The organism is Treponema sp. B152 (genome assembly GCF_024181665.1).
In the GTDB taxonomy this organism is placed as follows: Bacteria; Spirochaetota; Spirochaetia; order Treponematales; family Treponemataceae; genus Treponema_B; species Treponema_B denticola.
In genome coordinates this window covers 885,537-910,214 of the sequence record NZ_CP058668.1, presented here as the reverse complement: position 1 = coordinate 910,214, position 24,678 = coordinate 885,537, and the positions used below count along the sequence as shown (strand labels likewise).

22 protein-coding genes are annotated in these 24,678 nt (G+C 40.8%); 7 read left to right on the top strand and 15 right to left on the bottom strand.

Features of this window, described 5'->3' with window-relative positions; all coding sequences use genetic code 11:
• Positions 1–3: 3 nt before the first annotated feature.
• Positions 4–852 carry an RnfABCDGE type electron transport complex subunit B gene (locus HYB91_RS04055; protein WP_002669703.1) on the top strand — a complete coding sequence of 283 codons (849 nt, stop codon included), beginning with the start codon at positions 4–6 and terminating at the stop codon, positions 850–852.
• A gap of 1 nt (position 853) precedes the next feature.
• The gene (era, locus tag HYB91_RS04050; RefSeq protein WP_002675267.1) at positions 854–1,738 is read left to right on the top strand and encodes a GTPase Era; all 885 of its coding nucleotides are present in this window, start codon (positions 854–856) and stop codon (positions 1,736–1,738) included.
• A gap of 6 nt (positions 1,739–1,744) precedes the next feature.
• Here the strand turns inward: era and purH are convergent, their stop codons facing one another.
• The 3 genes from purH to secA are packed head-to-tail and all read right to left on the bottom strand — an operon-like array spanning position 1,745 to position 6,731.
• Positions 1,745–3,346: a bifunctional phosphoribosylaminoimidazolecarboxamide formyltransferase/IMP cyclohydrolase gene (purH, locus tag HYB91_RS04045; RefSeq protein WP_002675269.1), complete on the bottom strand. Its 1,602-nt coding sequence runs from the start codon at positions 3,344–3,346 to the stop codon at positions 1,745–1,747.
• A 19-nt stretch (positions 3,347–3,365) separates the two neighbouring features.
• Positions 3,366–3,950: a phosphoribosylglycinamide formyltransferase gene (gene purN, locus HYB91_RS04040; protein WP_253719641.1), complete on the bottom strand. Its 585-nt coding sequence runs from the start codon at positions 3,948–3,950 to the stop codon at positions 3,366–3,368.
• A 12-nt stretch (positions 3,951–3,962) separates the two neighbouring features.
• Positions 3,963–6,731 carry a preprotein translocase subunit SecA gene (secA, locus tag HYB91_RS04035; RefSeq protein WP_253719640.1) on the bottom strand — a complete coding sequence of 923 codons (2,769 nt, stop codon included), beginning with the start codon at positions 6,729–6,731 and terminating at the stop codon, positions 3,963–3,965.
• A gap of 155 nt (positions 6,732–6,886) precedes the next feature.
• On the opposite strand from secA, the gene HYB91_RS04030 reads away from it, so the two are divergent.
• The 3 genes from HYB91_RS04030 to HYB91_RS04020 are packed head-to-tail and all read left to right on the top strand — an operon-like array spanning position 6,887 to position 8,788.
• The gene (locus tag HYB91_RS04030) at positions 6,887–7,264 is read left to right on the top strand and encodes a GntR family transcriptional regulator (protein ID WP_044909914.1); all 378 of its coding nucleotides are present in this window, start codon (positions 6,887–6,889) and stop codon (positions 7,262–7,264) included.
• Positions 7,265–7,279: 15 nt separating this feature from the next.
• Positions 7,280–8,128: an ABC transporter ATP-binding protein gene (locus HYB91_RS04025; RefSeq protein WP_002675275.1), complete on the top strand. Its 849-nt coding sequence runs from the start codon at positions 7,280–7,282 to the stop codon at positions 8,126–8,128.
• 21 nt (positions 8,129–8,149) lie between these two features.
• Positions 8,150–8,788: an ABC-2 transporter permease gene (locus HYB91_RS04020; protein WP_002675023.1), complete on the top strand. Its 639-nt coding sequence runs from the start codon at positions 8,150–8,152 to the stop codon at positions 8,786–8,788.
• Here the strand turns inward: HYB91_RS04020 and HYB91_RS04015 are convergent.
• The 4 genes from HYB91_RS04015 to dxs are packed head-to-tail and all read right to left on the bottom strand — an operon-like array spanning position 8,785 to position 12,881.
• Positions 8,785–9,162, bottom strand: a complete 378-nt coding sequence (locus HYB91_RS04015; protein ID WP_253719639.1) for a holo-ACP synthase — start codon at positions 9,160–9,162, stop codon at positions 8,785–8,787. The genes HYB91_RS04020 and HYB91_RS04015 overlap by 4 nt on opposite strands.
• Before the next feature lies 1 nt (position 9,163).
• A complete protein-coding gene (locus tag HYB91_RS04010; RefSeq protein WP_002690442.1) occupies positions 9,164–10,123 on the bottom strand; it encodes a CdaR family protein in 960 nt (319 codons plus the stop codon).
• A complete protein-coding gene (gene cdaA / locus HYB91_RS04005; RefSeq protein WP_002669723.1) occupies positions 10,113–10,937 on the bottom strand; it encodes a diadenylate cyclase CdaA in 825 nt (274 codons plus the stop codon). Before cdaA ends, HYB91_RS04010 begins: the two co-directional genes overlap by 11 nt.
• Positions 10,938–10,940: 3 nt before the next feature.
• Positions 10,941–12,881 carry a 1-deoxy-D-xylulose-5-phosphate synthase gene (dxs, locus tag HYB91_RS04000; protein ID WP_002675276.1) on the bottom strand — a complete coding sequence of 647 codons (1,941 nt, stop codon included), beginning with the start codon at positions 12,879–12,881 and terminating at the stop codon, positions 10,941–10,943.
• 390 nt (positions 12,882–13,271) lie between these two features.
• Between dxs and HYB91_RS03995 the strand changes: the two genes are divergently transcribed.
• Positions 13,272–13,904, top strand: coding sequence for a redox-sensing transcriptional repressor Rex (locus HYB91_RS03995; RefSeq protein ID WP_002669725.1), 633 nt, complete (start codon positions 13,272–13,274; stop codon positions 13,902–13,904).
• A gap of 1 nt (position 13,905) precedes the next feature.
• Complete coding sequence (locus HYB91_RS03990; RefSeq protein ID WP_002675278.1) at positions 13,906–14,913, top strand: class I SAM-dependent methyltransferase; 1,008 nt, start codon at positions 13,906–13,908, stop codon at positions 14,911–14,913.
• A gap of 70 nt (positions 14,914–14,983) precedes the next feature.
• Here HYB91_RS03990 and ruvB read toward each other — a convergent pair whose 3' ends face one another.
• Genes ruvB through HYB91_RS03950 form a run of 8 tightly spaced genes read right to left on the bottom strand, consistent with a single transcriptional unit; the run spans position 14,984 to position 24,653 of the window.
• The gene (ruvB, locus tag HYB91_RS03985) at positions 14,984–16,015 is read right to left on the bottom strand and encodes a Holliday junction branch migration DNA helicase RuvB (RefSeq protein ID WP_002669727.1); all 1,032 of its coding nucleotides are present in this window, start codon (positions 16,013–16,015) and stop codon (positions 14,984–14,986) included.
• 7 nt (positions 16,016–16,022) lie between these two features.
• Positions 16,023–17,198, bottom strand: a complete 1,176-nt coding sequence (locus tag HYB91_RS03980) for an iron-containing alcohol dehydrogenase (RefSeq protein WP_002675279.1) — start codon at positions 17,196–17,198, stop codon at positions 16,023–16,025.
• Positions 17,199–17,201: 3 nt separating this feature from the next.
• Positions 17,202–18,692, bottom strand: a complete 1,491-nt coding sequence (gene glpK / locus HYB91_RS03975; RefSeq protein WP_002675280.1) for a glycerol kinase GlpK — start codon at positions 18,690–18,692, stop codon at positions 17,202–17,204.
• The gene (locus HYB91_RS03970) at positions 18,689–21,319 is read right to left on the bottom strand and encodes a cytidylyltransferase domain-containing protein (RefSeq protein ID WP_002675281.1); all 2,631 of its coding nucleotides are present in this window, start codon (positions 21,317–21,319) and stop codon (positions 18,689–18,691) included. The genes glpK and HYB91_RS03970 overlap by 4 nt, the downstream gene beginning before the upstream one ends.
• Complete coding sequence (locus tag HYB91_RS03965) at positions 21,316–22,269, bottom strand: glycosyltransferase family protein (protein ID WP_002675282.1); 954 nt, start codon at positions 22,267–22,269, stop codon at positions 21,316–21,318. Before HYB91_RS03965 ends, HYB91_RS03970 begins: the two co-directional genes overlap by 4 nt.
• Positions 22,244–23,815, bottom strand: coding sequence for a spiro-SPASM protein (locus HYB91_RS03960; RefSeq protein WP_044910041.1), 1,572 nt, complete (start codon positions 23,813–23,815; stop codon positions 22,244–22,246). The genes HYB91_RS03965 and HYB91_RS03960 overlap by 26 nt, the downstream gene beginning before the upstream one ends.
• 26 nt (positions 23,816–23,841) lie before the next feature.
• Entirely contained in the window at positions 23,842–24,201 is a 360-nt protein-coding gene (locus tag HYB91_RS03955; RefSeq protein ID WP_002669741.1) for a hypothetical protein, read from the bottom strand.
• Between the two features lie 41 nt (positions 24,202–24,242).
• Positions 24,243–24,653 (bottom strand): hypothetical protein, encoded by a 411-nt coding sequence (locus HYB91_RS03950; protein WP_002669743.1) that lies wholly within the window; start codon positions 24,651–24,653, stop codon positions 24,243–24,245.
• Positions 24,654–24,678: the final 25 nt, after the last annotated feature.

The window sequence follows — 24,678 nt, the reverse complement described above, 5'->3', positions numbered from 1 at the left end:
TGCATGAATATTATTTTATTGACCTTGGCTGTATCGCTGGTATTGTCTCTTTTGTTGGGCCTTTTGCTGGGCTTTTTTAAGAAAATCTTTTATGTAGAACCGGATAAGACGGCTGCAGCCGTAAGAGAGGTTCTTCCGGGAGCAAACTGCGGTGCCTGCGGTTATCCCGGCTGTGACGGATTTGCAGCAGCAGTTGCTGCAGGAGATGCACCCGTAAACGGATGCCCTGTAGGAGCAGCCCCTGTTGCCGAGGCCATAGGAAAGATAATGGGAGTTAATGCCTCGGCTTCCGCAAGAGTTGCGGTTTTGACATGCCAAGGCTCTCATGATGTTTGCCGAGACAAGTGCGACTATGTAGGCGTAAAAACCTGTAAGGCCGCAAAAATTTCAATTAACGGAACAAAGGAATGTGACTGGGGTTGTATAGGCCTTGGAGACTGTGAACGTGCATGCCCCTTTGATGCCATTCATATAAAAGAAAACGGACTTCCTGAAGTAGACTATGATAAGTGTACGGGCTGCGCTGTATGTGTTGCCCTGTGTCCGCAGCATGTTCTAACGACAGTTCCTAAAGATCAAAAAGGCGCCATAGCCCTCTGTTCATGCAGAAACCCGCGTAAGCCTCAAATTATGAAAAACTGTAAACGAGGCTGCATAAAGTGCATGAAGTGCGAAAAGAATTGTCCTACGGGAGCTATCAAGGTAATAGACGGAATACCCAAGGTAGATTATACTCTTTGCGATTCCTGCAATAAGTGTGTTGAAGGCTGCCCGACAAAGGTACTTGTGCTTACCGAAAACAAGGTAAAGTTTAACTCTTGCACATCTTGCGAAGGATGCCAAAGCGCATAAAATGAACAGCGGAGTTGTAACGATAATAGGCCGTCCTTCAGCCGGAAAGTCAACATTTTTAAATACGGCTTCAGGTGAAAAGGTTTCGATTGTCTCATCAATTCCGCAAACCACCCGAAATGCAATCAGGGGTATCGTAAACACTACCAAGGGACAAATAGTTTTTATAGACACCCCCGGCTACCACAAATCCGAAAAAAAATTAAACCTAAAACTTCAAGAAATTGCTAAAACCCGCTTAGAAGAAGGGGATGCTGTTTTATATCTGATAGACCTTTCACGGGAATTCGGAGAGGAAGAAAAAAATATCTGTTCTCTTCTTATCCCCCTGCAAAACAAAACCGTAATAGGCCTAAACAAAGCCGACCTCAAATCCTCGAAAGCAGACCTTGTAAAAAAAGAGCTTTTAAGCCTCTTACCCGATATTCCGCAAGAAAGAATCTTTGAAATTTCCGCCCTAAAGGATAAGGGCATAAACGAAATTCTTTCACTCCTCATAGAGCTCCTCCCCGAAGGGGAAGCCCTCTACCCCGAAGACATCTACACCGATCAGGATGTAGTCTTTAGGATTACGGAGATTATAAGGGAACAGGCTATTCTTCACACAAGGGAAGAAATTCCTCACGCCCTCTATGCAGGCGTAGAAGATGCCGAAATGCGCAAAAACGGCAAAGAACTCTGGGTTCGAGCCTTCCTCTATGTCGAAAAAGAAAGCCAAAAGGCTATGCTCATAGGCAAGGGAGCCGCCGTAATCAAGAGCATAAGGATAAAATCCATGGCCGAACTGCGTAAAATTTTTCCCTACAAGGTTCAATTGGATCTTCAAGTCCGCGTAAACAAAAACTGGCGGCAAAAAGATAATATCATAAAAAAAATCTCGTATTAAAAATTCCTAATGCTTAAAATGTCTTACGCCCGTTATCAGCATGGCCATTCCGTGTTTGTTACATTCTTCAATGCTTAAATCGTCGCGGATTGAGCCGCCGGGCTGGATTACGGCTTTTATGCCGGCCTTGGCAGCTTCTTCGATTGTGTCGGGAAAGGGGAAAAAGGCATCGGAGGCTAGGACAGAGTTTTTAACTCTTTCGCCGGCTCTTTCGATGGCTTGGCGGGCTGCATCTACCCTGTTAGGCTGCCCGCAGCCTATGCCGACGGAACAAAAACCTTTTTGGGGATTTGACAGGTCTATCGGGGCTGCGAGCAAAATGGCATTGGATTTAACCATAGTACAGGCCTTCATAGCAAATTGTAAAAGAGCCCTTTCAAAAGGCTCAGCCTTTCTTTCCGCTGCGTCTTTATATTCAGTACCTTCGGGGTCTCCCAAGTCTTTTTCTTGCTTTAAAAAGCCGCCCAAGACAGACTTATATTCATACGGCTCTTTTTCTTGAAGGATGGGAGCCTCGATTAAGCGTAAGTTTTTTTTGCCGGATAAAAGTTCTTTTGCTTCTTCGGTAAAAAGAGGTGCTATGATGCACTCAACAAATAAGGTTCCAAGGGCTTCAACCGAAGCCTTATCGAAGGGACGGTTTAAAGCTATTATACTTCCAAAGGCCGAAACGGGATCGCAGTCGATTGCTGCCCTTAAAGCAATAGAGACTTCCGAATCAGGGGAAGCGGAGGAAGAGTTTTTTAAAGGTTCTTCATTTATTTCGGCAAGGCCGCAAGGGGTAAGGTGTTTTACCACGACGGCTGCAGGTTTTGTAAACATAGAAACGGCCCTCCATGCAGCGTCGGCATCGAGGATATTGTTATAGGAAAGAGCCTTTCCCTGTAAGACCTTTCCTCCCAAGGGGCCGGCCTTAGGTTCGTTTGTATAGAGCCAAGCTTTTTGATGAGGGTTTTCCCCGTAACGCAAATCCTGCCCGGGATAAGCACAGAGGGTAAGCGAGGTCTTTTCTTCCATACCTTCACTAAGCCGGCTTAGCCCGCTAAGCCAAGAAGTTATTGCCGCATCGTAGCGGGTACAAAGGTCAAAGGCCTTTATCGCCAATCTTTTGCGTAAAGAAAGAGAAATCTCTCCCGTCTTTTCAATTTCAGAAGAAACTTCGTCATAATCGTCCGGGTCGCAGATAACTGTAACACGGGAATAGTTTTTTGCGGCAGCTCTTAAAAGAGCTACACCGCCTATGTCTATGTTTTCGATACAATCGCTTTCCGTTGAATCGGGGGAATTAATAGTTTTTTCAAAAGGGTATAGGTTGGCTATCACAATGTCTATGCCGCTAAAGCCGAGAGCTTTTAGCTCTGCCCTATCCTCTTCGGTATCGCGGGCTAAAATACCGCCATGAATCATAGGATGAAGAGTTTTAACCCTCCCGCCTAAAATTTCAGGAGAAGAGGTGTATTCCGAAACTTCTTTTACTTTAATGCCGGCCTCTTGTAAGGTCTTTGCCGTTCCTCCTGAGGCAATAAAATCATAACCTGCCGCTTTTAAGCGGAATGCAAAATCCTTTAAACCTGTCTTATCGGAAACCGATGCCAATACCAATCCCATAATCTTCTCTCCATGCTTATCAAACTTTCGATAAAAATTTTAGCGTTTTTATTACAAGGGCATGTTCTGCCTCATGCACTCTTTTTTCAAAATCTTCAAGCCTGTCTCCCTTAAAAACCGGAACTTCCTCAGTAAAAATTACAGGCCCCGAATCCACTCCTTCATCCGGAACAAAGTGGGTCATAATCCCGCAGCGGGAGATTTCTCCCTTCATAAAGGCCTCGTACTGCCTTTCGATAGCCTCCGTCCCCGGAAATGTTCCGGGCAGGGCCGGATGAAGATTTATAAGCCTATCCTTAAACGAAGATATAAAGCTGTCAGTTAAAATTCTCATCCAGCCTAATAATAAAACATAATCGGGCTTAAACTCTTTAACCTTTTCGGCAAGGAGAGCATCATATTCATTTCGAGATGAGCCTTTTTTAAAAGGAAGATAAATAGTCTTTATTCCCTCCCTTTCGGCACGGCTGAGGGCAAAGGCTTCTTTTTTGTTTGAAACCACAGCCTCAATCTTATAATCAATGGAGCCGTTTTTTATTCCGTCAATTACGGCTTGAAGATTAGACCCGTTTCCCGAAACCAGTACTACAAGTTTTTTTTTCATTCCCAATACCAATTAACCGTTTTTTCCGCAGCAGTATTTGTATTTTTTTCCGCTGCCGCATGGACATGGATCGTTCCTTCCGACCTTTGGAACGGTACGCACAACCTGAGCATTTTCAGGACGGCTTCGTGAAGAAAGGGCTGTCGGCCCCATTCCCTGCCCTGAACCTGAAAAACTTCCCATCGAATTGTGCTGGGCATTTCCCTGAATGGATCGCATTTGGCGTGAAGCATGGGCTTCTTCTTCCGTGCTGATTTGAACACGGACAAGACGGGAGGCTATTTCGATTCTTATGTCGTCAAGCATGGAATAAAAAATATCGAATCCTTCAAGTTTGTATTCGGTTAAAGGATTTTTTTGTCCGTAGGAGCGAAGATAAACTGCCTCGCGTAAGGATTCCAAATTTTCAAGATGGTCGAGCCATTTTTTGTCTATAGCCTGCAAGTATTGATAGCGGATAAACATGTTCAGGTTTTCTTTACCTGCAAGAGCTTCTTTTTCTTTAAGCTCCTTTGTAAAATGCTCTACAAATTCGTTTATCTCTTCTTCATGATTCTTTTTATCGATGTTTGCAAAATCTTCTTCGGTCAGGGTATAAGAAAACTTTTCCCTAAAGATATCTTTTATAAGACGGGCTTTTTCTTCTTTTTCGGCCTTTGAGCTTGAACTATACTCATCGAATTTTTCGCTTATAAATTCTTCGAGGGTTGCGTAAATACGCTCGATAAGATTTTCGTCTGCAAGGATTGCATTTCGCTGCTCATAGATAAAGGAGCGCTGTTCGTTCAGTACATCATCATATTCCAACAAATGTTTTCGAATATCGAAGTTGCGGTTTTCTACCTTTGTCTGAGCCTTTTCGATGCTCTTATTTATCCAAGGATGCTCGATGGGTTCTCCTGCCCTCATTCCTATCTTGGACATAACATTTTTTAAGTTTTCGCCTCCGAAAAGCCTCATCAGGTCATCATCTAGGGAAAGGAAGAATTTGGAGCGTCCCGGGTCTCCTTGACGGCCGGAACGGCCTCGAAGCTGATTATCGATTCGGCGGCTTTCATGACGCTCCGTACCTATTACGTAAAGGCCTCCGAGTTCTTTTACCTCATTATAGTCGCTTTGCCATTTTGCATATTCTTCGGCAAGAACTTTTTCATAATAATCGGGATTGGGATTTGTGCCCGTGCGTTTTTTAGCCCTCATTTCGGGACTTCCGCCCAGCTTAATATCCGTACCTCGTCCCGCCATATTGGTAGCTATGGTAACGGAACCCTTTGCTCCGGCTTCTGCAATTATAAGAGCTTCCCTCTCGTGATTTTTGGCGTTTAAAACCTCGTGTCTTACGCCTCTCTTTGTTAAAAGTTTTGAAATAAGCTCGGATTTTTCGATAGAAACCGTACCTACGAGGACGGGCTGACCCCTCTTATAAGCCTCGCTTATTTCGGTACAAAGAGCTTCAAATTTATCGTTTTCGTTTAGGTAGATTACATCGTGTTCATCTTTTCGGGCAACGGGGAGGTTTGTCGGGATAACAACAACATCTAAGTTATAAATCTTTGTAAACTCTACGGCTTCCGTATCTGCCGTACCGGTCATGCCGGAAAGTTTATCGTACATTCTAAAGAAGTTTTGGAAGGTAATGGTCGCAAGGGTTCTGTTCCTTTGAGCGATTTTAATATGCTCCTTAGCTTCAATAGCCTGATGGAGCCCGTCCGAATAACGGCGCCCCTCTAAAACACGGCCCGTGAACTCGTCTACTATCTGTACCTGACCATCCTGAATAACATAGTCCACATCAATATGGAAAAGAACATGAGCCCTTACCGATTGGGTAAAATAGTGAATATATTCAAAGTTTTCTTCATCAAAGAGGTTTCCGCTTTTGATAAGTCCCTGTCTTTGGAGTATATCCTGAATATGGAGCATACCTGAATCGGTAAAAGAAACCCTCTTACTCTTTTCGTCTATCGTATAGTCCCCGATAACTTCTTCTCCCTCAAGCTCATTCGGATATTCGCCCGTTTCGGGATTTTTTTCGACTTCTTTTAATTGACCTATGAGGCGGTCAACTTCAAAAAAGCGCTGAGTATCGTCTTCGGCAGCTCCCGAAATAATCAAGGGAGTTCTAGCCTCGTCTATCAAAATAGAGTCGATTTCGTCTACTATTGCAAAAGAAAATTCTCTTTGGGTCTTGTCCTTGAGCCTCATCTGCATATTGTCGCGGAGGTAATCAAAGCCGAACTCGTTATTGGTACCGTAGGTTATATCGCAGTTATATTCTATACGGCGGGCATCGTTTTCCATATTGGAAAGAATGACACCGACACTTACGCCCAGATAAGAATAAACGGGTCTCATCCAATCGGCATCCCGTTCTGCAAGGTAATCGTTTACCGTTACAATATGAACGCCCTTCCCCGTAAGGCTGTTTAAGTAGGCTGCGGCAACGCTCATAAGGGTCTTACCTTCACCCGTTTTCATTTCAACAATCTTACCGGAATGAAGAACAAGGGAGCCTAAAATCTGAACATCGTAGGGACGCTCTCCCAAGATACGCCTGGCAGCTTCCCGTGCGAGGGCAAAGGCTTCGGGGATAAAAGAATCCAAGGATTCTCCTTTTTGATAGCGTTCCCTAAACTCATCCGTTTTTGCCTTAAACTCCTCCTCGGAGAGAGAAAGAGCCCAAGCCTCTTTTTCGTTTATCTTGTGTAAAATCGGGAGCATGGCCTTAATATCCCGCTCATGCTTTGAACCGAAAAGAATTTTAATTATAGAATCTAACATATGCCTTATAATGTATCAAAATTTGAGAAAAAAGAGAAGAGGGAAATGTAATTCCTTAATTTTATAAAATTTCTTTTTAGGTCTTGACAAGTGTTTATATACAGTATATACTATATATACATTAGGCGCCGTTATTTTTTAAGGAGGTAAAGGAAATTCTAAAAATAATTATATCCAATTCATCCCAAGCTCCAATATACGAACAGGTATATTCTGCTATAAAAAAGGCAATCCTAAACGGAGAAATAGAAGAAGGAGCACCCCTTCCCTCTATAAGGACATTGGCAAAAGATTTACAAATTTCGGTTATTACAACCAAGAGGGCTTACGACGAATTGGAAAGAGACGGCTTTATAGACTCGGTTCAAGGAAAGGGCTCCTTTGTAGCCTATCAAAATCCTGAAAGGCTCAAGGAAGCCGGAATATGTACAATCGAAGAAAAGATAGCCGAGGCTATAGATGAGGCCAAAAGGCTAAAGATAACACAAAAAGAATTTTTAGAAATCGTAAAGCTTCTTTTTGATGAAGAATAATAATGGGAGAAAATTATGGATTATATTTTAAACATAAAAGACTTAAACAAGGACTATAAAAATTTTAGCCTTAAAAACATAAGCTTTCAAATCCCTCAAGGAACGGTTATGGGTTTTATCGGAGCAAATGGGGCAGGAAAAACCACAACGATTAAGCTTATAATGCAGCTAATCAGAAGAGATTCGGGACTCATAGAAATTTTCGGTCAGTCTGCCGAAAAAAACTTCAACTCCTTAAAACAAAAGATAGGCTTTGTTTATGATGAACCTTGTTTTTATGAACAATTAAAAATAAAAGATATGACAAAGATTATCGCTTCATTTTATAATTTCTGGGATTGGAAGGCTTACAAAAATTATCTTTCGCAATTTAAGCTGGATGAAACACAAAAAATAATGCAGCTGTCAAAGGGAATGAAAACCAAATATTCACTTGCCCTCGCCCTATCCCATAATGCACAATTTATAATTATGGACGAGCCTTCAAGCGGCTTGGATCCGGTTATAAGACGGGAACTTTTGGATATTTTCTATGATGTAATAAGTGACGGAAAATGCAGCATCTTTTTTTCTACCCATATTACAAGCGACTTGGAGCGTATTGCAGACTATGTCACATTTATCAAAAACGGAGAGATAGTTTTTTCAAAGAGAAAGGACGATGTTTTTTCGGAATATGCTTTGGTCAAGGGCGGGCTTGATGAGTTAAAGGGAGGAATAGAAAGTAAACTTATCGGAATACGCAAAACCGGAGTAGGTTTTGAAGCCCTCACAAAAGAAAAACAAGGTCTTCCTGCAAGCCTCATAATCGAAAAACCGGCTTTAGAAGATATTATGTTTTTTTATGAAAAGGCTTCAAATTAAGTTTTTATAAGGAGAATTTTTATGAGACAATTGCTTTTAACACATATAAGAAAAATAAAGAATAACAAACAAATTTTTATAATCCTCTTTTTACTATCCCCCATAATCATTGCGGCTACAAATAATCCTTTGATGGTTTTTTTCCCTTATCTTGTATCCATGCATCTGTTTTCGGGGATAACCAAGGTTGAACGCAAGGAGGGAATAAAGCAGGGAGAAGATATTTTATTGAACTCCCTGCCTGTAAGCCGAAAAGAAATAGTTATCAGCCGCTACCTTATTATACTTTTGTTCGGTCTTTTAATGATCAGTACCTTATTGGGATTTAGTTTTATAATATCTTTTTTAGTTAAAAACCCCTTTCAAATATCAAGTATATTTTTTATAAACTTTTTTATAATTCAATTTATGTATAATATTTTCTTTATTCCTTTAGAATATTTGAGTTCCGCCAAGTCTCAAATTATTAAGGGAGTAGTATATATGGGGGCTATTTTTGTGTTTTCAGGTATTAAAAAGTTAAATATCTATGTTTTAAATTTTTTAAATACTTTTAAAGAAAATTCTTTTTATGTTATGATCTTCATTGGAATAATTATTTTGTCTATTCCACTTTCTATTTTTTTGAGCATAAAAATATACGAAAAAAAAGAGTTTTAACTAGAACCTTCGATTATAACAACGGCGGCGGCGGTTGTTTTTTCGTGAGTTAGAGAAAGATGAATAGATGCCCCGCCCTTTTCTTTTAAGGCTTGAAGAGCAGTGCCCGAAAGTTTTAAAAAAGGCCGGCCTGTTTTATCGTTTACAACGGCTATATCTTTTAGCTCTATCCCTGCGAGGCCGGTTCCAAGGGCCTTTCCAAAGGCTTCTTTTGCCGCAAAGCGGACGGCCAAGGAAGGGGCAGCCCCGTCTCTCTTGGAAAGCACATATTCAAATTCTTCTTTATTAAAAAACCTTTCAAGGAGCTTTTTATCGTTCAGCCATTTTTCGAGACGGGAAACTTCAACTATATCAATACCTAGACCGAGTATCATCTTATTCGGATGTCTTTGCTTCTTTTATCTTGACTTCAAACTGAATATTTTTAGGATTTGCATCTATAAGAGTAAGCTTTCCCGGAATAACGGCTTGAACCGGCAAGCTGTACACGCCGGGCTTTGTTATATTGCTGCAGTTTACTCTCAAAACATTTTCAGGCAGAGTCCATGAAGCAATATTAGACTTAGTACCTTTTACAGTGATATTTCCCAAAACAGAATCCGTCACAACTTCAAATTTCTCGTTTAGATTTTCAAAATAAAGAGCTATTTCCTCATAAGTTTGTAAACTTACTATTTCCCGTATCTTAATCGAATAGGCAATTCTGGAAGTCCCTATTACAGAAACAAGAGGATTAGAGGCAAAGACCTCTACATAGCCTGAAAATCCGGTTTTGCGGTTATCTATTTGTACACTGTTTGTCAGCATTTCTTCAATTTGTGAAACGACAGAGTGAGGTCCCTTTATTTCTACTGTGGCGGGGTCCACATCTCTTTCATAAACTTCATAATTTTCCGCCGGAACGCCCCCCAGATTTAAGCGGACATTAACCCTCTTAGATAAACTCTCCTCAAGTGTCAATGTTATATCGGAAGGTTCAACTTCAACTTCAAAATCACTGATGTTTGAAGCCAAGCCCTTTAGTTTAGCCTGTATGGGAATACGGTACTCTCCGGGACTGCTGATTGCAGACAAATCCATATAGGCCGTTATATGCTCTTCCATGATCGGAGCTATTACGGTTGAATCTCCCCAAACCGAAACTTTAACCAGCCTCGGAATATTCACAGCCGGAACCAGATCTCCGGAATTTTCTATAACAAGAGGAGCATAAAAATACTTCTTCTCTAAAAGACTGCCCTTATATAACTGTACCAAAACTATGGCAAGAGCAAAACTTATAACCTTTGCAAGCCAGTTTTCAGCTAAGCGGTCAAATATTTTTCTAATTTTCATCTTGTAAGGCCTCCGCTAAATCCAAAGATTCTTCTTGAGCAAAATATTTTTTTATTTCCAAAAGCTGCTCAAGCTGGGCTACAACTTCATCCGCACTTAAATCGTAATAAAGATGGGAATCATAGGCAAGGCTCAAGGCTCCCGTTTCTTCGGATACGACAAGAACGACTGCATCCGTTTCTTCGGAAACACCTATTGCCGCCCTGTGACGGGTTCCAAAGCTTTTTCTTATATCCTGTTGTTCCGAAAGAGGAAGAAAACAGCCTGCAGAAACTATCATTCCGTTTTGCACAATGGCAGCTCCGTCATGAAGAGGGGTATCATGCCCGAAAATAGTAACCAAGAGGCTGGATGAAAGCCCTGCATTAAGCTTTGTTCCCGTATCGATAATATCCTTTAAATTATTCCGGCGCATAAAAACTACCAGCATTCCCCGTCTTTTGTCGGATAAGATTTCGGCAGCAGTAACAACCGAGTCGATATGGCTGTGGTTTGAGTGCTTTCCGGTTCTGAGCCAGTTGCTCTGTCCTATCTTTAAAAATATTTTACGAAGTTCGGGCTGAAATACGATGGCTACACCTATAACAAGTCCCGGTCCCAAGGTATTTAAAAGCCATAAAAGAGTTTTAAGATTAAAAATCATGGCAACAGCATAAATGACCAATATAGACATTGCACCCTTTATAAGCTGAATTGCCTGAGTTTTTAATAAAATTTGATAAGCCTTATACATCAAAAAAGCGAGTAAAAGCACATCAAAAACAGGCCTTAGATATGAAGAATAAAAAGCCGTAATGTTTCTAATAAATTCCATATCCTAATTCTCCTTTACCGGAATAGCGGTAGAAGCCGAAACGGTATGAGTTTCGGTAAAAAGCAGCTCTGCTGCTTGTACTATGTGTTCGGCCGATACGCCTGCACCCTTAAAAATTTCGGAGCGGGTACCATGGGGGAAGAACATATCTTCAAAAGCCAATACCGCAGTTTTTTTATTTTGCAACCCGGTCTTGTTTCTTTCGTACCTTAAAATAAGTGATTCCAAATATGAGCTTAGACTGCCTATCTTCATGCCGTCTTCTACAAAAAGAATGTATGAATAGCCTTTTGCGATGTTTAAAAAATAGCTTTTGTCTATGGGTTTTGCAAATCTCACATTATAGATATCCGTAAAAAGGCCCTTATGAGCAAGGATTGCAGAAGCTTCTTTAACTTCATTGTACATCCCTCCGGTACAGGTTATTAAAATGCGGCTCTTATCGGAATTCTTTATAAGTACTCCGCGTCCTTTTTCTATGTTTTGAGAAAACTCGGGGATTTCTTTCGGGCAGTCGGCCTTGGGATACCTTATTGCTATAGGATTATCCTGCATAAGAGCCCAAGAAAGCATTAAGTCCAACTCTTTTTCGGATGCAGGGCAAAGAATTGCCATATTGGGAACAGGGCGCAGTAAGGCTATGTCAAAAAGCCCCTGATGGGTTTCTCCGTCGGCCGGAACGGGACCTGCACGGTCTATAGCAAAAATCACGGGCAAATTTTGTATTGAAGTGTCGTGTATAATCTGGTCGATTGCACGCTGCAAAAAGGTACTGTAAATTGCCGTAACAGGCTTCATTCCGGCCGAGGCGAGTCCTGCTGCAAAGGTAACGGCATGGCCCTCGGCAATACCTGCGTCAAAAAATCTTTCAGGAAATCTATTATGAAATAGAGAAAGGCCTGTCCCCGATTCCATTGCTGCCGTTATGGCTGCGATTTTCGAGTTTTTTTCGGCGGCTTTTACCAAAGCCTTTCCAAAGGCTTGCGTAAAGGTAATCGCATCGTTTTTTTCTACCTTGCCGTCTGCAATGTTAAAGGGCCCGATCCCATGAAAGGCCGCAGGATTTATTTCCGCCAAAGGATAACCCTTGCCCTTGATGGTTTCTACAAGCATTACAACGGGGCTGTTTAATTTTTTTACGTTTTTTAAAACCTTTTCAAGTTCTCTCATATTGTGGCCGTTGATGGGGCCGACATATTCAAACCCGAAATCCACAAAGATATTATTCTTGTAGAATATCCCCTTCATTCCTCTTTTTAAACGCCAAATTATGGAATTAAGTTTGTTTCCTACAAGGGGTATTGAGCCCACAGCCTTATCAAAGAGGTACTTAAAACGCTGGTAGCCTTCATGAACCGTAAGGCGGCTCAAGTACTCGGAAAAAGCCCCCGTATTTTTGCTTATGGACATTTTATTGTCGTTTATTATAACTATTAAATCTTTTTTTAATTCTCCGGCATTTGAAAGAGCTTCAAAGGCCATTCCGCCGGTCATAGCACCGTCACCTATAACGGCTATAACCTTTCCGGAATCCTTGTTTAATCTTTTTCCTTCAAGAATACCTAGTGCTGCAGAAATTGAAGTTGAAGCATGGCCGGTATTAAAGGCATCGTGAACACTTTCTTCTCTTTTTGGAAAACCGGAAAGGCCTTCCCAAAGGCGTAAGGTAGAAAAGCGGGATTGTCTGCCTGTTATCATTTTATGCGTATATGACTGATGACCGACATCCCAGACAATAGCATCATGGGGACTTGAAAAGACCCTGTGAATCGCAAGCGTAAGCTCTATTACGCCCAAATTGCTTGCAAGGTGGCCGCCGTTATGGCCTACTACAGTGAGAATTTCTTTTCGTATTTCTACAGCGAGGTCTTTAAGTTCATTATAGGAAAGGAGCTTTATATCCTCGGGGCCTTTTATTTTACTTAATAAGCTGTTTTTTGTCATTATATTCCGCTAAAATCTAAAAAAAAGGGGCTTCAAAGCTGAGCCCCCCTTCCGTTTAACCGAAAGCTATAGATATTTGAACAATTAGGGGTATACCCTCCTAATTTATTTCTTGTTCTTATGTCGATTCTTTCTAAGCTTCTTCTTTCGTTTATGCGTCGACATCTTCTTTCGTTTTCGTTTTTTTCCGCAAGGCATTCCGGCTCTCCTTAAATAAAATAGTATAGACCAATAATATTACAAAATGGAGAGCTTGTCAAGGACTAATGCCCAATTTTTTACCGGATAATTTAAAATCATCTGCAAGTCTTTCTACGGACCTTCCTTGACATTGCAAGTATTTGAATGTAATATTATAGTTATAGATATTTTTATTTTAAGAAGGATGCTATGGCAAAACAAAAAGTACCGGCGGCTCCATCTGTGCGGAGGCTGCCTTCTTATCTTCACCTTGTAAAAAAAGCAGAGGCCGATAAGTTGGAATACATATCGGGAACGGTCATTGCCGAAGAATTGGAACTTGAACCCATTCAGGTGAGGAAGGATCTAACAATTACGGGAATTGTAGGTAAGCCCAAAAAAGGTTATCCCGTCAAATTACTGATAACGGCCATCGAAAAATTTTTAGGCTGGAATAAAGAAAAAAAGGCTTTTGTAATAGGGGCAGGAAGTTTAGGTACAGCTCTTTCAGGCTATCAAGGTTTTAAAGAACATGGGCTGGACATTTGTGCCGCCTTTGATTCAGACAAAAGAAAAATTGGAAAAGAAATTCATGAACTTCCTGTGTTTGGAATGGATGAATTGGAAACAAAAGTTAAAGAATATAAGCCCGAAATCGCTATTTTGACGGTTCCTTCAAAATATGCTCAAGAGGCCGCAAACGCCATTGTAAAAGCCGGAATCAAGGCAATTTGGAATTTTACAAATATCAAAATCACCGTACCCGATAAGGTTATAGTCCAAAAAGAAGATTTAAGCTCAGGTTATGCAATGCTCGGCGTTATGATGAATACCAAAAAATAAGATGCAAAAAAATCAATATCAGGCGGAGCTTTTTAAAAACCGCCTTCAAAAAAGATTTAAACATTTGTTAAAGTGGGCAAAACGGGAGGGCGTTTTTGCTTACAGATTGTATGACAAGGATATACCTGAAATTCCTCTTGCAGTCGACATCTACTTTGCCGAAACAGAAGAAACGGAAAAAAGAGCCTTTTTGCTTATCTATCTTTACAAGAGGCCTTACGAAAAATCTCAGGAAGAAGAAAGAGAATGGCTTTTAGAAATTGAAGAAGCGGCATCCTCAAGCCTTTTAATACCTAAAGAAAGAATTTTTATAAAATTGCGTGAAAAGCAAAAAGGAAAAAGCCAATACGAAAAGGCAGGCTCAAGTAAAAATCTTATAAGAGTAAAAGAAGGAGAATGTTTTTTTTACATAAACATAGAAGACTATCTTGATTCCGGTCTCTTTTTGGATCACCGCCCTGCCCGTTCCATGGTTTTTAAAGAAGCAAAAAATAAAAAAGTTTTAAACCTATTTTCATACACGGGAAGTTTTTCGGTTCATGCGGCAAAGGGCGGAGCCGCTTCCGTTGATTCGGTAGACCTTTCAAATACCTATCTAAATTGGGCAAAAGAAAATTTAAAACTAAACAAGCTCTTCGATGAAGAAAAAACCCGGCTTATAAAAAGCGATGTAATCGTTTTTTTAAAAAAAGCAATCGAAGAACAAAAAAAATGGGATTTAATTATCTGCGATCCTCCTACATTTTCAAATTCAAAAAGTGCGGATATTTTTGATGTAAACAGAGATTGGCTAAAACTCTGCCTCCTCTGCCTAAAAGTGCTGTCAAAAAACGGAAAGCTTTATTTTTCTACCAATTCCCAAAAGATAAAATTCGATGAGGCAGAGCTTATTAATTTTTCCGAACAAAAGATAAGGGTAAAAGACATAACAAAGGCCTCAATCCCCGAAGACTTTAGAAATCAAAAAATACATAAGATGTGGATGATTGAGGCGGGTTATCTCCCCTAATCAAAAAGGCAGGGCTCTCCCTTAATCAAAGAGCCCGGCCTTATATTAATCAAATAGGCTGGGCTGTTCACTAATCAAAGAGCCCCTCTTGCCCATCGCCAAGTTTAGGCGGATTTAGGCCGAGGTGTTCGTATGCTTTAAGCGTAACCATTCGGCCGCGGGGAGTGCGCTGAAGGAGGCCCGACTGGATAAGGTAGGGTTCGTAATAATCCTCTAAGGTATCCTGAGACTCTCCTATAGAAATTGCAAGGGTTTCGGCGCCGACGGGGCCGCCCGAATAATTTTCGATAATCGAGCGGAGTATCTGCCTGTCATAGGTTTCAAGGCCGAGGCCGTCGATGTTTAGCTGTTTTAGGCCTGCGGCAACCGTCATCTCGTCAATCGAGCTTTTGCCGGCAACTTGGGCAAAGTCCCTCATGCGCCGCAATAAGCGGTTTGCAACCCTTGGGGTTCCGCGGGAACAGCGGGCTAAGGCAATGGCAGCCTTCTTTTCTATTTCGATTTCGAGGATTGAAGCGGAGCGGCTTATAATTGAGGCAAGCTCCTCATGGCTGTAAAATTCAAAACGCTGCACAATACCGAAGCGGCTTATAAGGGGGCTTGAAACCATGCCTGCCCTTGTGGTCGCTCCGACAAGGGTAAAAGGCGGAATCGGAATACGCACGGTTCTGGCTCCCGGCCCCTGCCCTATTATCCAGTCAAGTTCATAGTCTTCCATTGCGATATAAAGCATCTCTTCGATGGCCGGCTTTAAACGGTGAATTTCGTCTATAAAGAATACGGAGCGTTCCGTCAAGGTAGTAAGAATACCTGCCAGATCCTTGGGCTTATCGAGGGCGGGAGCTCCCGTAACCTTAAAATCGACACCAAGCTCGTTGGCCGTAATTTGGGCAAGGGTTGTTTTTCCCAAGCCCGGCGGGCCTATCAAAAAAAGATGATCTAAGCTTTCTCCCCTTTCGCGGGCAGCCTTTATAAAAACGGAAAGATTTTCTTTTGCCTTTGTCTGCCCCTGAAAGTCTACAAGAGAGCGTGGGCGAAGAGCTCTGTCTTTTTCGTCCCCGGCCTGCTCTTCGGGACGCACTACCTCAAAATCATCGCTCATAGTTTACTTAAAGAGCTGCCTTAAAGATTGCATAAACATCATCGGCTCGAAGTTCTTGAAAGCCGTAGATAACTCCGTTTTTACCTCTGTGAGCAACAGCGGCTTCAGCCATTTCTTTTAAATGCTCCTCGCCTATTCCCGCTTCCTTCAATGTCATCGGAATGCCAAGAGATTTAAAAAAGTCCGAAGTACACTCGATTGCCTTTTCGGCAGTTTTATAAACTTCTTCTCCTTTTGGAAGACCCCAAACATTTACACCGTAATCTGCAATCTTTTTAACGGTTTTATCGTTTAAGCAATGCCTCAGCCAATGAGGAGTTAAAATAGCAAGCCCCACTCCGTGAGTGATGTCATAAAAAGCACTCAGCTCATGCTCCATAGGATGAACAGACCAAGCCGTTTTTTTACCGTCGCTTAAAAGACCGTTTATAGCCCATGTACCTGCCCACATAAGGTTGGAGCGGGCTTCGTAGCTTTCCGGGTTTTTAATAGCCAAGGGTCCGTATTCGATACAGGTTTTTAAGATACTTTCTGCAAACCTGTCTTGAAGATAGGCCCCGTCATTTAGACTAAAATAACATTCGAAGGTATGGCTCATAATATCGGCCGTACCTGCGGCTGTCTGATTTTTAGGAACGGAATAGGTGTATTCGGGATCAAGAACCGAAAATTTCGGAAGAAGGGGCGGAGCTCCGAAGCCCAGCTTTTCCTTCGTTTTAAGGTTTGAAATAACGGCTCCGCAGTTCATCTCGGAACCGGTAGCAGAAAGAGTCAGTACCGTTCCTATCGGGAGTACGTCTTTAATTTCGGCCTTGCCCGTAATCAAATCCCAAGGAGCGCCTGCATAATTTACACCGGCAGAAACAGCCTTCGAGCAATCGATGGTGCTTCCCCCTCCGACGGGTAGAATAAAATCCAGCTTGTGTTCACGGACTATCTTTATTCCTTCTTCAACTTCTTCAATGCGGGGATTAGGTGAAATACCGGAAAGTTCCTTATAAAAGATTCCGGCCTGATCCAGTTTTTTAACAATTGTATCATAAAGCCCCATTCTTTTAATACTTCCGCCGCCGTAACATAGGAGAACTCTTTTTCCGTATTTGAGAATCTCAGGTACGAGGTTCTCAATACTGCCCTTACCGAATAAAATTTTAACCGGCACTTCAAATTCAAAATTATACATAACCTACCCCCATTTCATTGAGCGTTCTACAGCCTTTTTCCATCCGGCATAGAGAGTCTTTCTTTTTTCTTCTTCCATGTCCGGCCTAAATTCCCTTTCGATATCCTGTATCCGTTTTATTTCGCCCTGCTCTTTCCAAAAGCCTACGGCAAGGCCTGCAAGATAGGCAGCACCCAAGGCCGTCGTTTCTTTTTCGTAGGGGCGTAAAACGGGCACATTTAAAATATCCGACTGAAACTGCATTAAAAAATTATTGGCACAAGCTCCGCCGTCTACTTTAAGCGATTTTAAGTTTATCTTGGAATCCTTTTCCATAGCATAAAGGACATCCTTTGTTTGATAGGCGATGGCTTCCAAGACCGCTCTTACAATATGCTCTCTTTTTGCCCCCCTTGTCAAGCCCAAAAGAGCACCGCGGGCATACATATCCCAGTAGGGTGCACCCAGACCTGAAAAAGCCGGAACAAAATAAACACCGTTTGTGTCGTTTACAAGCCCTGCATAGTATTCCGTTTCGTGGGCAGTATAGATAAGTTTTAACTCATCTCTCAGCCATTGAACTGCAGCACCGGCTATAAAACTACTTCCCTCCAATGCATATTTTACACTATTATCTATACCGAAGGCAATAGTCGTAAGAAGCCCGTTTTCTGATTCTATTATTTTATCTCCGGTATTCATTAACATAAAGCAGCCGGTTCCATAAGTGTTTTTTGCAGAGCCTTCTTCAAAACAGGCTTGCCCGAAGAGGGCGGCTTGCTGATCGCCTGCAGCCCCCGCAATCGGAATCTTAGATCCCCCGAATGTATGCTCTTCGGTATAACCATAAACATAACTTGAAGGCTTGACTTCGGGCAGCATAGATTCGGGGATATCCATAGCCTTTAAAAGCTCCTTATCCCATTGCAGGGTGTGAATATTAAAAAGCAAGGTGCGGGATGCGTTTGTATAATCGGTTACATGCACCTTACCTCTGGTCAAATTCCAGATAAGCCAAGTGTCGATGTTGCCGAAAAGAAGCTCGCCTCTTTCGGCCAGAGTTCTTGCTTCGGGAACATTATCCAAAATCCACTTTATCTTGGTTCCCGAAAAATAAGCGTCTATTATCAAGCCGGTTTTTTTTCTGATAGAATCGGATAGGCCTTTTTCTTTAAGAGCATCGCAGATATCGGCGGTTCTGCGGCACTGCCAAACTATAGCATTACAAACGGGACGGCCGGTATTTTTGTTCCAAACAACGGTTGTTTCACGCTGATTGGTAATTCCGATTGCAGCAATCTCTTGGGTGGAAACTCCGCTTCTTTCCAAAACTTCGCGGGCTACACCGCTTTGCTTTCCCCATATTTCCATGGCATCATGCTCGACCCAGCCCTGCTTAGGAAAAATTTGAGAAAACTCCTGCTGGGCAGTTTCAATTTTTTTTCCGTCTCTATCGAACAAGATTGCCCTGCAGCTCGTAGTTCCCTGATCAAAGGCTAAAACATATTTTTTCATTTTATATCCTCCAGTCTTCCCTGCTTCATTGCATAAACTTCCATACTGTCTCCGAGTTTAAAAAGTTTGCTTATAGCCATGCCTATGGCCATAACTATGTTCCAAAGTATTCCATTCTTTTTAAGATTTTTACACCACTTAAATCTTTCAGGATGATGACCTATCGAAACAACCTTTAAAACTTTAAAGCCGTACATACTGAGCTGAGACCTTACAGTTCTTGAATCCCATATGGAATAATGGTCGGTAGGACTTTCTGCAAAAAATTTATAAGGCGAAAAAGTTCCCGTAACACCGGAAAAGTTTGGAGTTGAAAAAGCAAAAATACCGCCCGGCATTAAAAGATCGTTTACTTTTTTTAAAACGGAATCCAAGTCCCTAAAATGCTCGATAACAAACCACATAGAAAGGGCCGCAAAACCTCCGTCTTCAATAGGCCTTGAAACCGATTCAAATCCGTTTCCCGTCATTCGTTTTTGGTAAATATACTCATAGGTTTTCGGGAGAACCGGAAAAGCCGAAACAAAGGCCGGCAGCTTTAACTCGTCCGTTACATATTTTACGGCAGCTTCCGAAATATCGGTTCCGACGGCATACCAACCCGAATACTTTGCAGCAAGAACAAAGGGGCCGTAGGCACAGCCTACATCCAATATTTTCTTTTCTCCGTCAAAAATACTGTATTCCCTTTTTCGATAAAAAATATCTATATAAAGTTTATCGATAATTTCCATTCGGCGCATACCCTGCTTTCTTATAGACTCAAAATCCTCTAAGTAGGTTTTACCGTATTGGGCCTTGTACTCATCAAAAAAATAAGTTTTGGTATATTGTTTTGGAGGACTTATTATAAAAGAAATATGGTACATTCCGCACTTTAAACAATGTGCCATAGTCCTATCGGGAGTTCTGGCTGTAATTTCGGAGGTACCGTCTTCTCCGCAAATAGGACAGAAATACCGTGAACCGAAAGATAAATTTTTTATCAGAGAAGATAAATCCTTGGATTCAGAATAAGGCGTAATAATCTTAGGTATTTTAATTCCATGAGAAAAGACATTAGCAAAGTCGGTACTGGAAGGTATCCCTGCAGGAAGTGATGTAAAGCCGGCTGCTAAACCTAACTTATAATGATAGTCGGTAGGAGAAACCAAAAGCACATAACAGCCTGCAGCCAAGGCTTCAAAGGCAATAAACCCATAATGAGTTACAACCAAATCCCATTCATAAAGTCTCTCTTTTAAATTATCGATTCTTGAAAAAGCTTTAACCTTTCCTTCAAGCCGTTTTATATCTTCAAAACCTAAATTTATATCTATTGCAGAAACGTCGAATTTTAAGGAGGCTAGAATTTGTGCAATAGGAAGGGTCATCCTATAAGAATTTTCTCCGCCGCAAACTACAAGAACCTTTGTTTGTTTAGGAGTTAAGTGTATCTTTTTATTTTTTGCCAATCTCTGAGTTGAAAGGAGCTTTCGCCTATTTACCGGAAGGGATATCAACTCAGGCGAAAAAAGATTAGAAAGCCATTCAGAGCCGGAATCATCGTCAGACGAGCTTACATTTTTAAGTGAAGGTAATATATCCAAAATAAAATCGGCAAATCTTCGGCCGGAGCCGCCATCGTCAATTGCGATAACAGGCCCCCTATTTTTAAAAAAAGCCATCTCATCTTCAGATGTTCTAAATCTGTCCAATACGATTAGTGCCGCTTTTTTTGGAAACTCATTTACGACTATTTCGGAAGGAATGGAATTTAAAAGAGATTTTGAAAAATTAGGATAATCCGACTCGGATATATAAATCAAACATCTTAACTTTCCTAAAAGAGATCTCGCTAAATCGCAAACCCTATGCAAGTGTCCGCTTCCCCTACCCGGAGTAACCGAGGGACAGAATACAACTAATCTATCGGCATAACTTACAGCCTCAACTATATCGGCAGGCGTAAACGGAGCCGTCTTTTTATTTGAAATTAAGTGTTTATAAATTTCTTTTGCTTTTTCATAGTCTTCGGCGGTATCAACTGTAGTCCGCAGTTCGGGATAATACCACACAGGCGGAGCCGTCTCTCTGACACATCTATATTTATCGGAATGGCCGTAAATTGCAGGAGACACATGCTCATGCGCATATTCGTCATCGGTTTCGGAAGCGGCTTTTAAAAGAGAATCGGCCTTGATAATTTCTATACCCGATCCGTGCGGAAGACCTGTGTAAGTAAAATAATCGGGTTCTCCCAATTCAAAATAACGGCGGATTGAAGCTTCGGCAGCTTGTACAAAAAGAAACGGATTATCGGCCGTAACCCTGATAACGGCCTTTAAAGGTCTATTCGGAAAATTGGAATTTATAAACTCAACGGCATCACAAAAACGCCTTAAAACATCTTCTTCGGAACCGTCAATACAAAGATAGCCTAAGGATTCGGCTATGGGCTGAAATTCTTTTTTTGAATTTGTATCGCAGGCCAAAATAAAATGTTCGGCAGGTAATTCTCTAACCGAATCCAAAACCCTGTATAATATAGGCATGCCGCCCAAGTCCAACAAAGCCTTTCTAACCAAACGCTTGGAACTTAATCGTGCTTGAACAATTACAGCCGTTCCTTCGTATAAACCAATCATATGCTGGGCTCCCATTTACAAATTAAGTCTTGAGGTGATTTTACAAAACGGTATTTATTTATATGCACCCAGTCTTGTACAGCCTTAAAATATTTATAGGCCTTAAAAGGATTTAAGCCTGACCTTATCGCATAAGAAAAAAACAAATACCAAGGCAAGCTCCCTCCTTTTTTACCTACAATAGGCGCTAAATTTTTTAAGTAAAATTTTATATAAGAATCATCTGCGGAAATATCTTCAAGGGGACAAGCTCCGGCATATTTCATTTTATATAAATTTGAAATAAGAATCTCCATACCCCATAGATGGGCTCTAAATCCGAAATCCAAATTTTGCCAATAAGGATTTTCTATAGTATAATCAAAGCCACCCATCTCGATAAATTTTTCCCGATTATAAATACCGGCAAAATCATACATATAAATAGTATGTGTTAAATCTTTTCTGCACAAAAATTGTTCCGTCGAAAAATCTCTGCGAGTAATAGAAGGAACAATCTGAACGGGAATAAGGGTATTTTTTTCATCGATTAAAACCGGAGCAACACAGATTACATCCGATTGGGTAAGAGTATCTATCACGGTTTCAGGAAAGGCCGAAGATGACAAAGCCATATCGTTCCACAAAACCATAACATAATCCGAAGATACTTCCGAAATACCGAGATTAATCATCTCCCCTGCAGTAACCTTTTCAAGCGGAAGTAAAAATTTTACTTCCGGGAATTGAGAAGACAAAGCCTCTACCTCAAAGCCCCGCTTTGAGCTATCCACAAAAACTATTGAGTTAAAACCTAAATCTATCAGGTTTTGAAAAAGAGAAGAAAGATAATATCTGGCACCTCGGTTTAATACCAAAACGGAAATTGGAGCTTTAAAATCGCCGGAGCTTTTTCCTAAAACCGTATAAGGAATTTTCCGTTCATTAAAAATTGTAGGTATAGTATTCATCGCAGGCTCCGCACAAATCTCCGTATTTGCATTCCAAATGCTTCTTATATGCCTCGAATGCTTTTTTACGGATTGAGTCTAAGCTGTCCGAAAAAGCATTTCCTAAAATATTATTCCTTTTAACATCTTCTTTGCAAAGAGGCACCGAGCCGTCAGCCAAAATATACATATCCCTTTTTAAATGCCAGCATGGATGTCTATTAAAAGGCGATAAGTCTGCAACTCTTTTATCTTCAAGCAATTTACAAAAGGTATCGTATTTTTGAATAATTACATTAACACCCAGGTTTTTCCAAAAACGGTAAAAAGGTTCAACCTCTATTTCGTTTTCTTTTATACGCATAATTTGAGCCCATACGGCATCGGGAAAAACTTTTTTTAAACTGTCGGTAAAAGTAAGAGCTTGTTTTAATTTAATGTTTGCCTCATCTTCGGAAAGACCGTGCACCTTAGCATACATTCCTGAACTGACCGCATCAATACATACAATCCAATAAACCGGAAGCATCTTGTTTTTTCTTTCGGGAGCTGACGCAATAACTTTTTCAACTCGCTCTATAAATGATGAAGGCCAATATAAACCGCAAGTTTCAATCAAAACGGATAACTTAGGAAACGATAAAATTTTTTCGATTACCGAAAGGCAATCCTGATACATTGAAGGCTCTCCAAAAACCGAAAGAGAAATTACGGCATCATCGGAATATTCCGCAATTTTTTCGATAAGAGAAAAAAGAGCAGCCTTATCCATTTCTTTTTTTTCTGCAAGTCCTAAAACCTCATTAGGCTTATATATCGACTTTAAAGGATAGGAAGAATTTATCTCGATACCGTAATATGCAGGAAGAGTAAAAAGCTCTGCCTTTTTTTCTTCAATCAATTCTGCATAATTTTCAGCATTTATGCCTGTAAAGCGGCTGCATAAAAGAGCATTCCGTTTTGAGTCGGCTGCAAAGCGGAGCCTTAGATGCCTTAAATCGAAGGGGGCGATCATAGTTTCGATATCATAGCTGTTTATTTCTTTTTTTATCGTATCAAAAATAAAAGAACGCTCAAACGAAGTTTCATTTTCGGAAAACTTTGCAAGAATAGGACAAAGACCTGAGGTAAGAATTTCAGGGATAAGGCCCTCGGGGTATCCGTCGGCAAAGCTGTATTCTGCCCTGTATTCCAAATGCTGCTTAAAAAGTTTTTCCGTTGCATTTAAATCGATAAAAGGCTCATCCCCATGCAAAAAGAAAACATTTTCAAAGCCGGAAGATTCCGCTTCGGCTTCTTTTGCAGCCTCGGAAAATATGGCTTGAGGACTTATTTTTCCCAAAACCTTAACCTTCCACTCTATTTTCAGCTCGTCAGATTTTATATTTTTTAATATGGAAACGATAGGGGCTTCACATGAAGCAGAGGTTAAAATAACAACCTTTTTACAATCGGGAAATGCGGCAGCCGCACGGAAAGAGGCTTCAAATGGGATTATACCGTTTTCGAGTTTTTTAAACGAATATTCCGAAATATCATAGGCGGATAAAACAGCAAAAGACTTCATAGCTCCTATATCGGCAAAAAAGGCCATTATTTTAATTTTTTAGCTGCAGTCAATACTTTTTCTTTAGAAGAATAAAGCTGAACACTTGATCTTTGAATCCAGCCTTTTCCTAGGTTTACCCAAAGAATCTGTTCTCCATCTTCTTTTACGATCTCAAGTCCTTCAACGGGAAAGACATCAAATTTTCTGGCATGCGAGACGGTTATGCCGTCATCTCCCGGCTTATCTAAAAGAGAAACATAGGTTTCGATTATTAAGGCAAAGCGGTTCGCATCGTTCATAGCCGAATCCGACGGCAAATCCAATGTTTGTAAAGGATCTTCTTTTGAACAAGCCAAAAGACTTAAAGAAATAAGAAATAAGAAAAAAAGAGCAAACCGCTTCATAAATTAAAACTCTATTATTTGTAAATCCAAATACGGCAATATTAAAGAAAGATAGCCTTTGAAAATAATAGGTGTAAGACGGAAGAAGCCAAACATACATAACCGATTATTTCGTCATAATTTTTTACTAAGCCGAAAAAATCCGGTAAGGTAATATTTGAATTAGACTCCAAATATCTTCCCAAAAATACTATCGAACCTGCAAGTCCTGCAACTACGGGTAAAAAATCTCCCAATATCACTATATTGGTTCCGACAGGACTCAGCATTTTTGAAATTGCCGTAAAACCGGAAAATATTGTAAGCAACAGCAAAAAAGTTGAATCCCTTAAAACGGGATATCTATTTTCACGGTCAGCAGGCTCATCACCTCTAACAGTCTTGTCAAAAAATACAAGAATAAGCCCCATAATCAAATTTGTTGTTATTGAAAGAAAATAAAAAGGTAACATTTTGTCCTCCGGTACATTGTTGAAT

Excerpts from the sequence above, each read along its gene's own strand:
- HYB91_RS03970 (WP_002675281.1), bottom strand. The coding sequence starts at position 21,319 with ATGATTGGTTTATACGAAGGAACGGCTGTAATTGTTCAAGCACGATTA.
- HYB91_RS03950 (WP_002669743.1), bottom strand. The coding sequence starts at position 24,653 with ATGTTACCTTTTTATTTTCTTTCAATAACAACAAATTTGATTATGGGG.
- HYB91_RS03955 (WP_002669741.1), bottom strand. The coding sequence starts at position 24,201 with ATGAAGCGGTTTGCTCTTTTTTTCTTATTTCTTATTTCTTTAAGTCTT.
- secA (WP_253719640.1), bottom strand. The coding sequence starts at position 6,731 with ATGTTAGATTCTATAATTAAAATTCTTTTCGGTTCAAAGCATGAGCGG.
- HYB91_RS04055 (WP_002669703.1), top strand. The coding sequence starts at position 4 with ATGAATATTATTTTATTGACCTTGGCTGTATCGCTGGTATTGTCTCTT.
- era (WP_002675267.1), top strand. The coding sequence starts at position 854 with ATGAACAGCGGAGTTGTAACGATAATAGGCCGTCCTTCAGCCGGAAAG.
- HYB91_RS04020 (WP_002675023.1), top strand. The coding sequence starts at position 8,150 with ATGAGACAATTGCTTTTAACACATATAAGAAAAATAAAGAATAACAAA.
- dxs (WP_002675276.1), bottom strand. The coding sequence starts at position 12,881 with ATGACAAAAAACAGCTTATTAAGTAAAATAAAAGGCCCCGAGGATATA.
- HYB91_RS03990 (WP_002675278.1), top strand. The coding sequence starts at position 13,906 with ATGCAAAAAAATCAATATCAGGCGGAGCTTTTTAAAAACCGCCTTCAA.
- HYB91_RS03960 (WP_044910041.1), bottom strand. The coding sequence starts at position 23,815 with ATGAAGTCTTTTGCTGTTTTATCCGCCTATGATATTTCGGAATATTCG.
- HYB91_RS04015 (WP_253719639.1), bottom strand. The coding sequence starts at position 9,162 with ATGATACTCGGTCTAGGTATTGATATAGTTGAAGTTTCCCGTCTCGAA.
- purN (WP_253719641.1), bottom strand. The coding sequence starts at position 3,950 with ATGAAAAAAAAACTTGTAGTACTGGTTTCGGGAAACGGGTCTAATCTT.
- glpK (WP_002675280.1), bottom strand. The coding sequence starts at position 18,692 with ATGAAAAAATATGTTTTAGCCTTTGATCAGGGAACTACGAGCTGCAGG.
- HYB91_RS03965 (WP_002675282.1), bottom strand. The coding sequence starts at position 22,269 with ATGAATACTATACCTACAATTTTTAATGAACGGAAAATTCCTTATACG.
- HYB91_RS03980 (WP_002675279.1), bottom strand. The coding sequence starts at position 17,198 with ATGTATAATTTTGAATTTGAAGTGCCGGTTAAAATTTTATTCGGTAAG.
- HYB91_RS04025 (WP_002675275.1), top strand. The coding sequence starts at position 7,280 with ATGGATTATATTTTAAACATAAAAGACTTAAACAAGGACTATAAAAAT.
- HYB91_RS04010 (WP_002690442.1), bottom strand. The coding sequence starts at position 10,123 with ATGAAAATTAGAAAAATATTTGACCGCTTAGCTGAAAACTGGCTTGCA.
- ruvB (WP_002669727.1), bottom strand. The coding sequence starts at position 16,015 with ATGAGCGATGATTTTGAGGTAGTGCGTCCCGAAGAGCAGGCCGGGGAC.
- HYB91_RS03995 (WP_002669725.1), top strand. The coding sequence starts at position 13,272 with ATGGCAAAACAAAAAGTACCGGCGGCTCCATCTGTGCGGAGGCTGCCT.
- purH (WP_002675269.1), bottom strand. The coding sequence starts at position 3,346 with ATGGGATTGGTATTGGCATCGGTTTCCGATAAGACAGGTTTAAAGGAT.
- cdaA (WP_002669723.1), bottom strand. The coding sequence starts at position 10,937 with ATGGAATTTATTAGAAACATTACGGCTTTTTATTCTTCATATCTAAGG.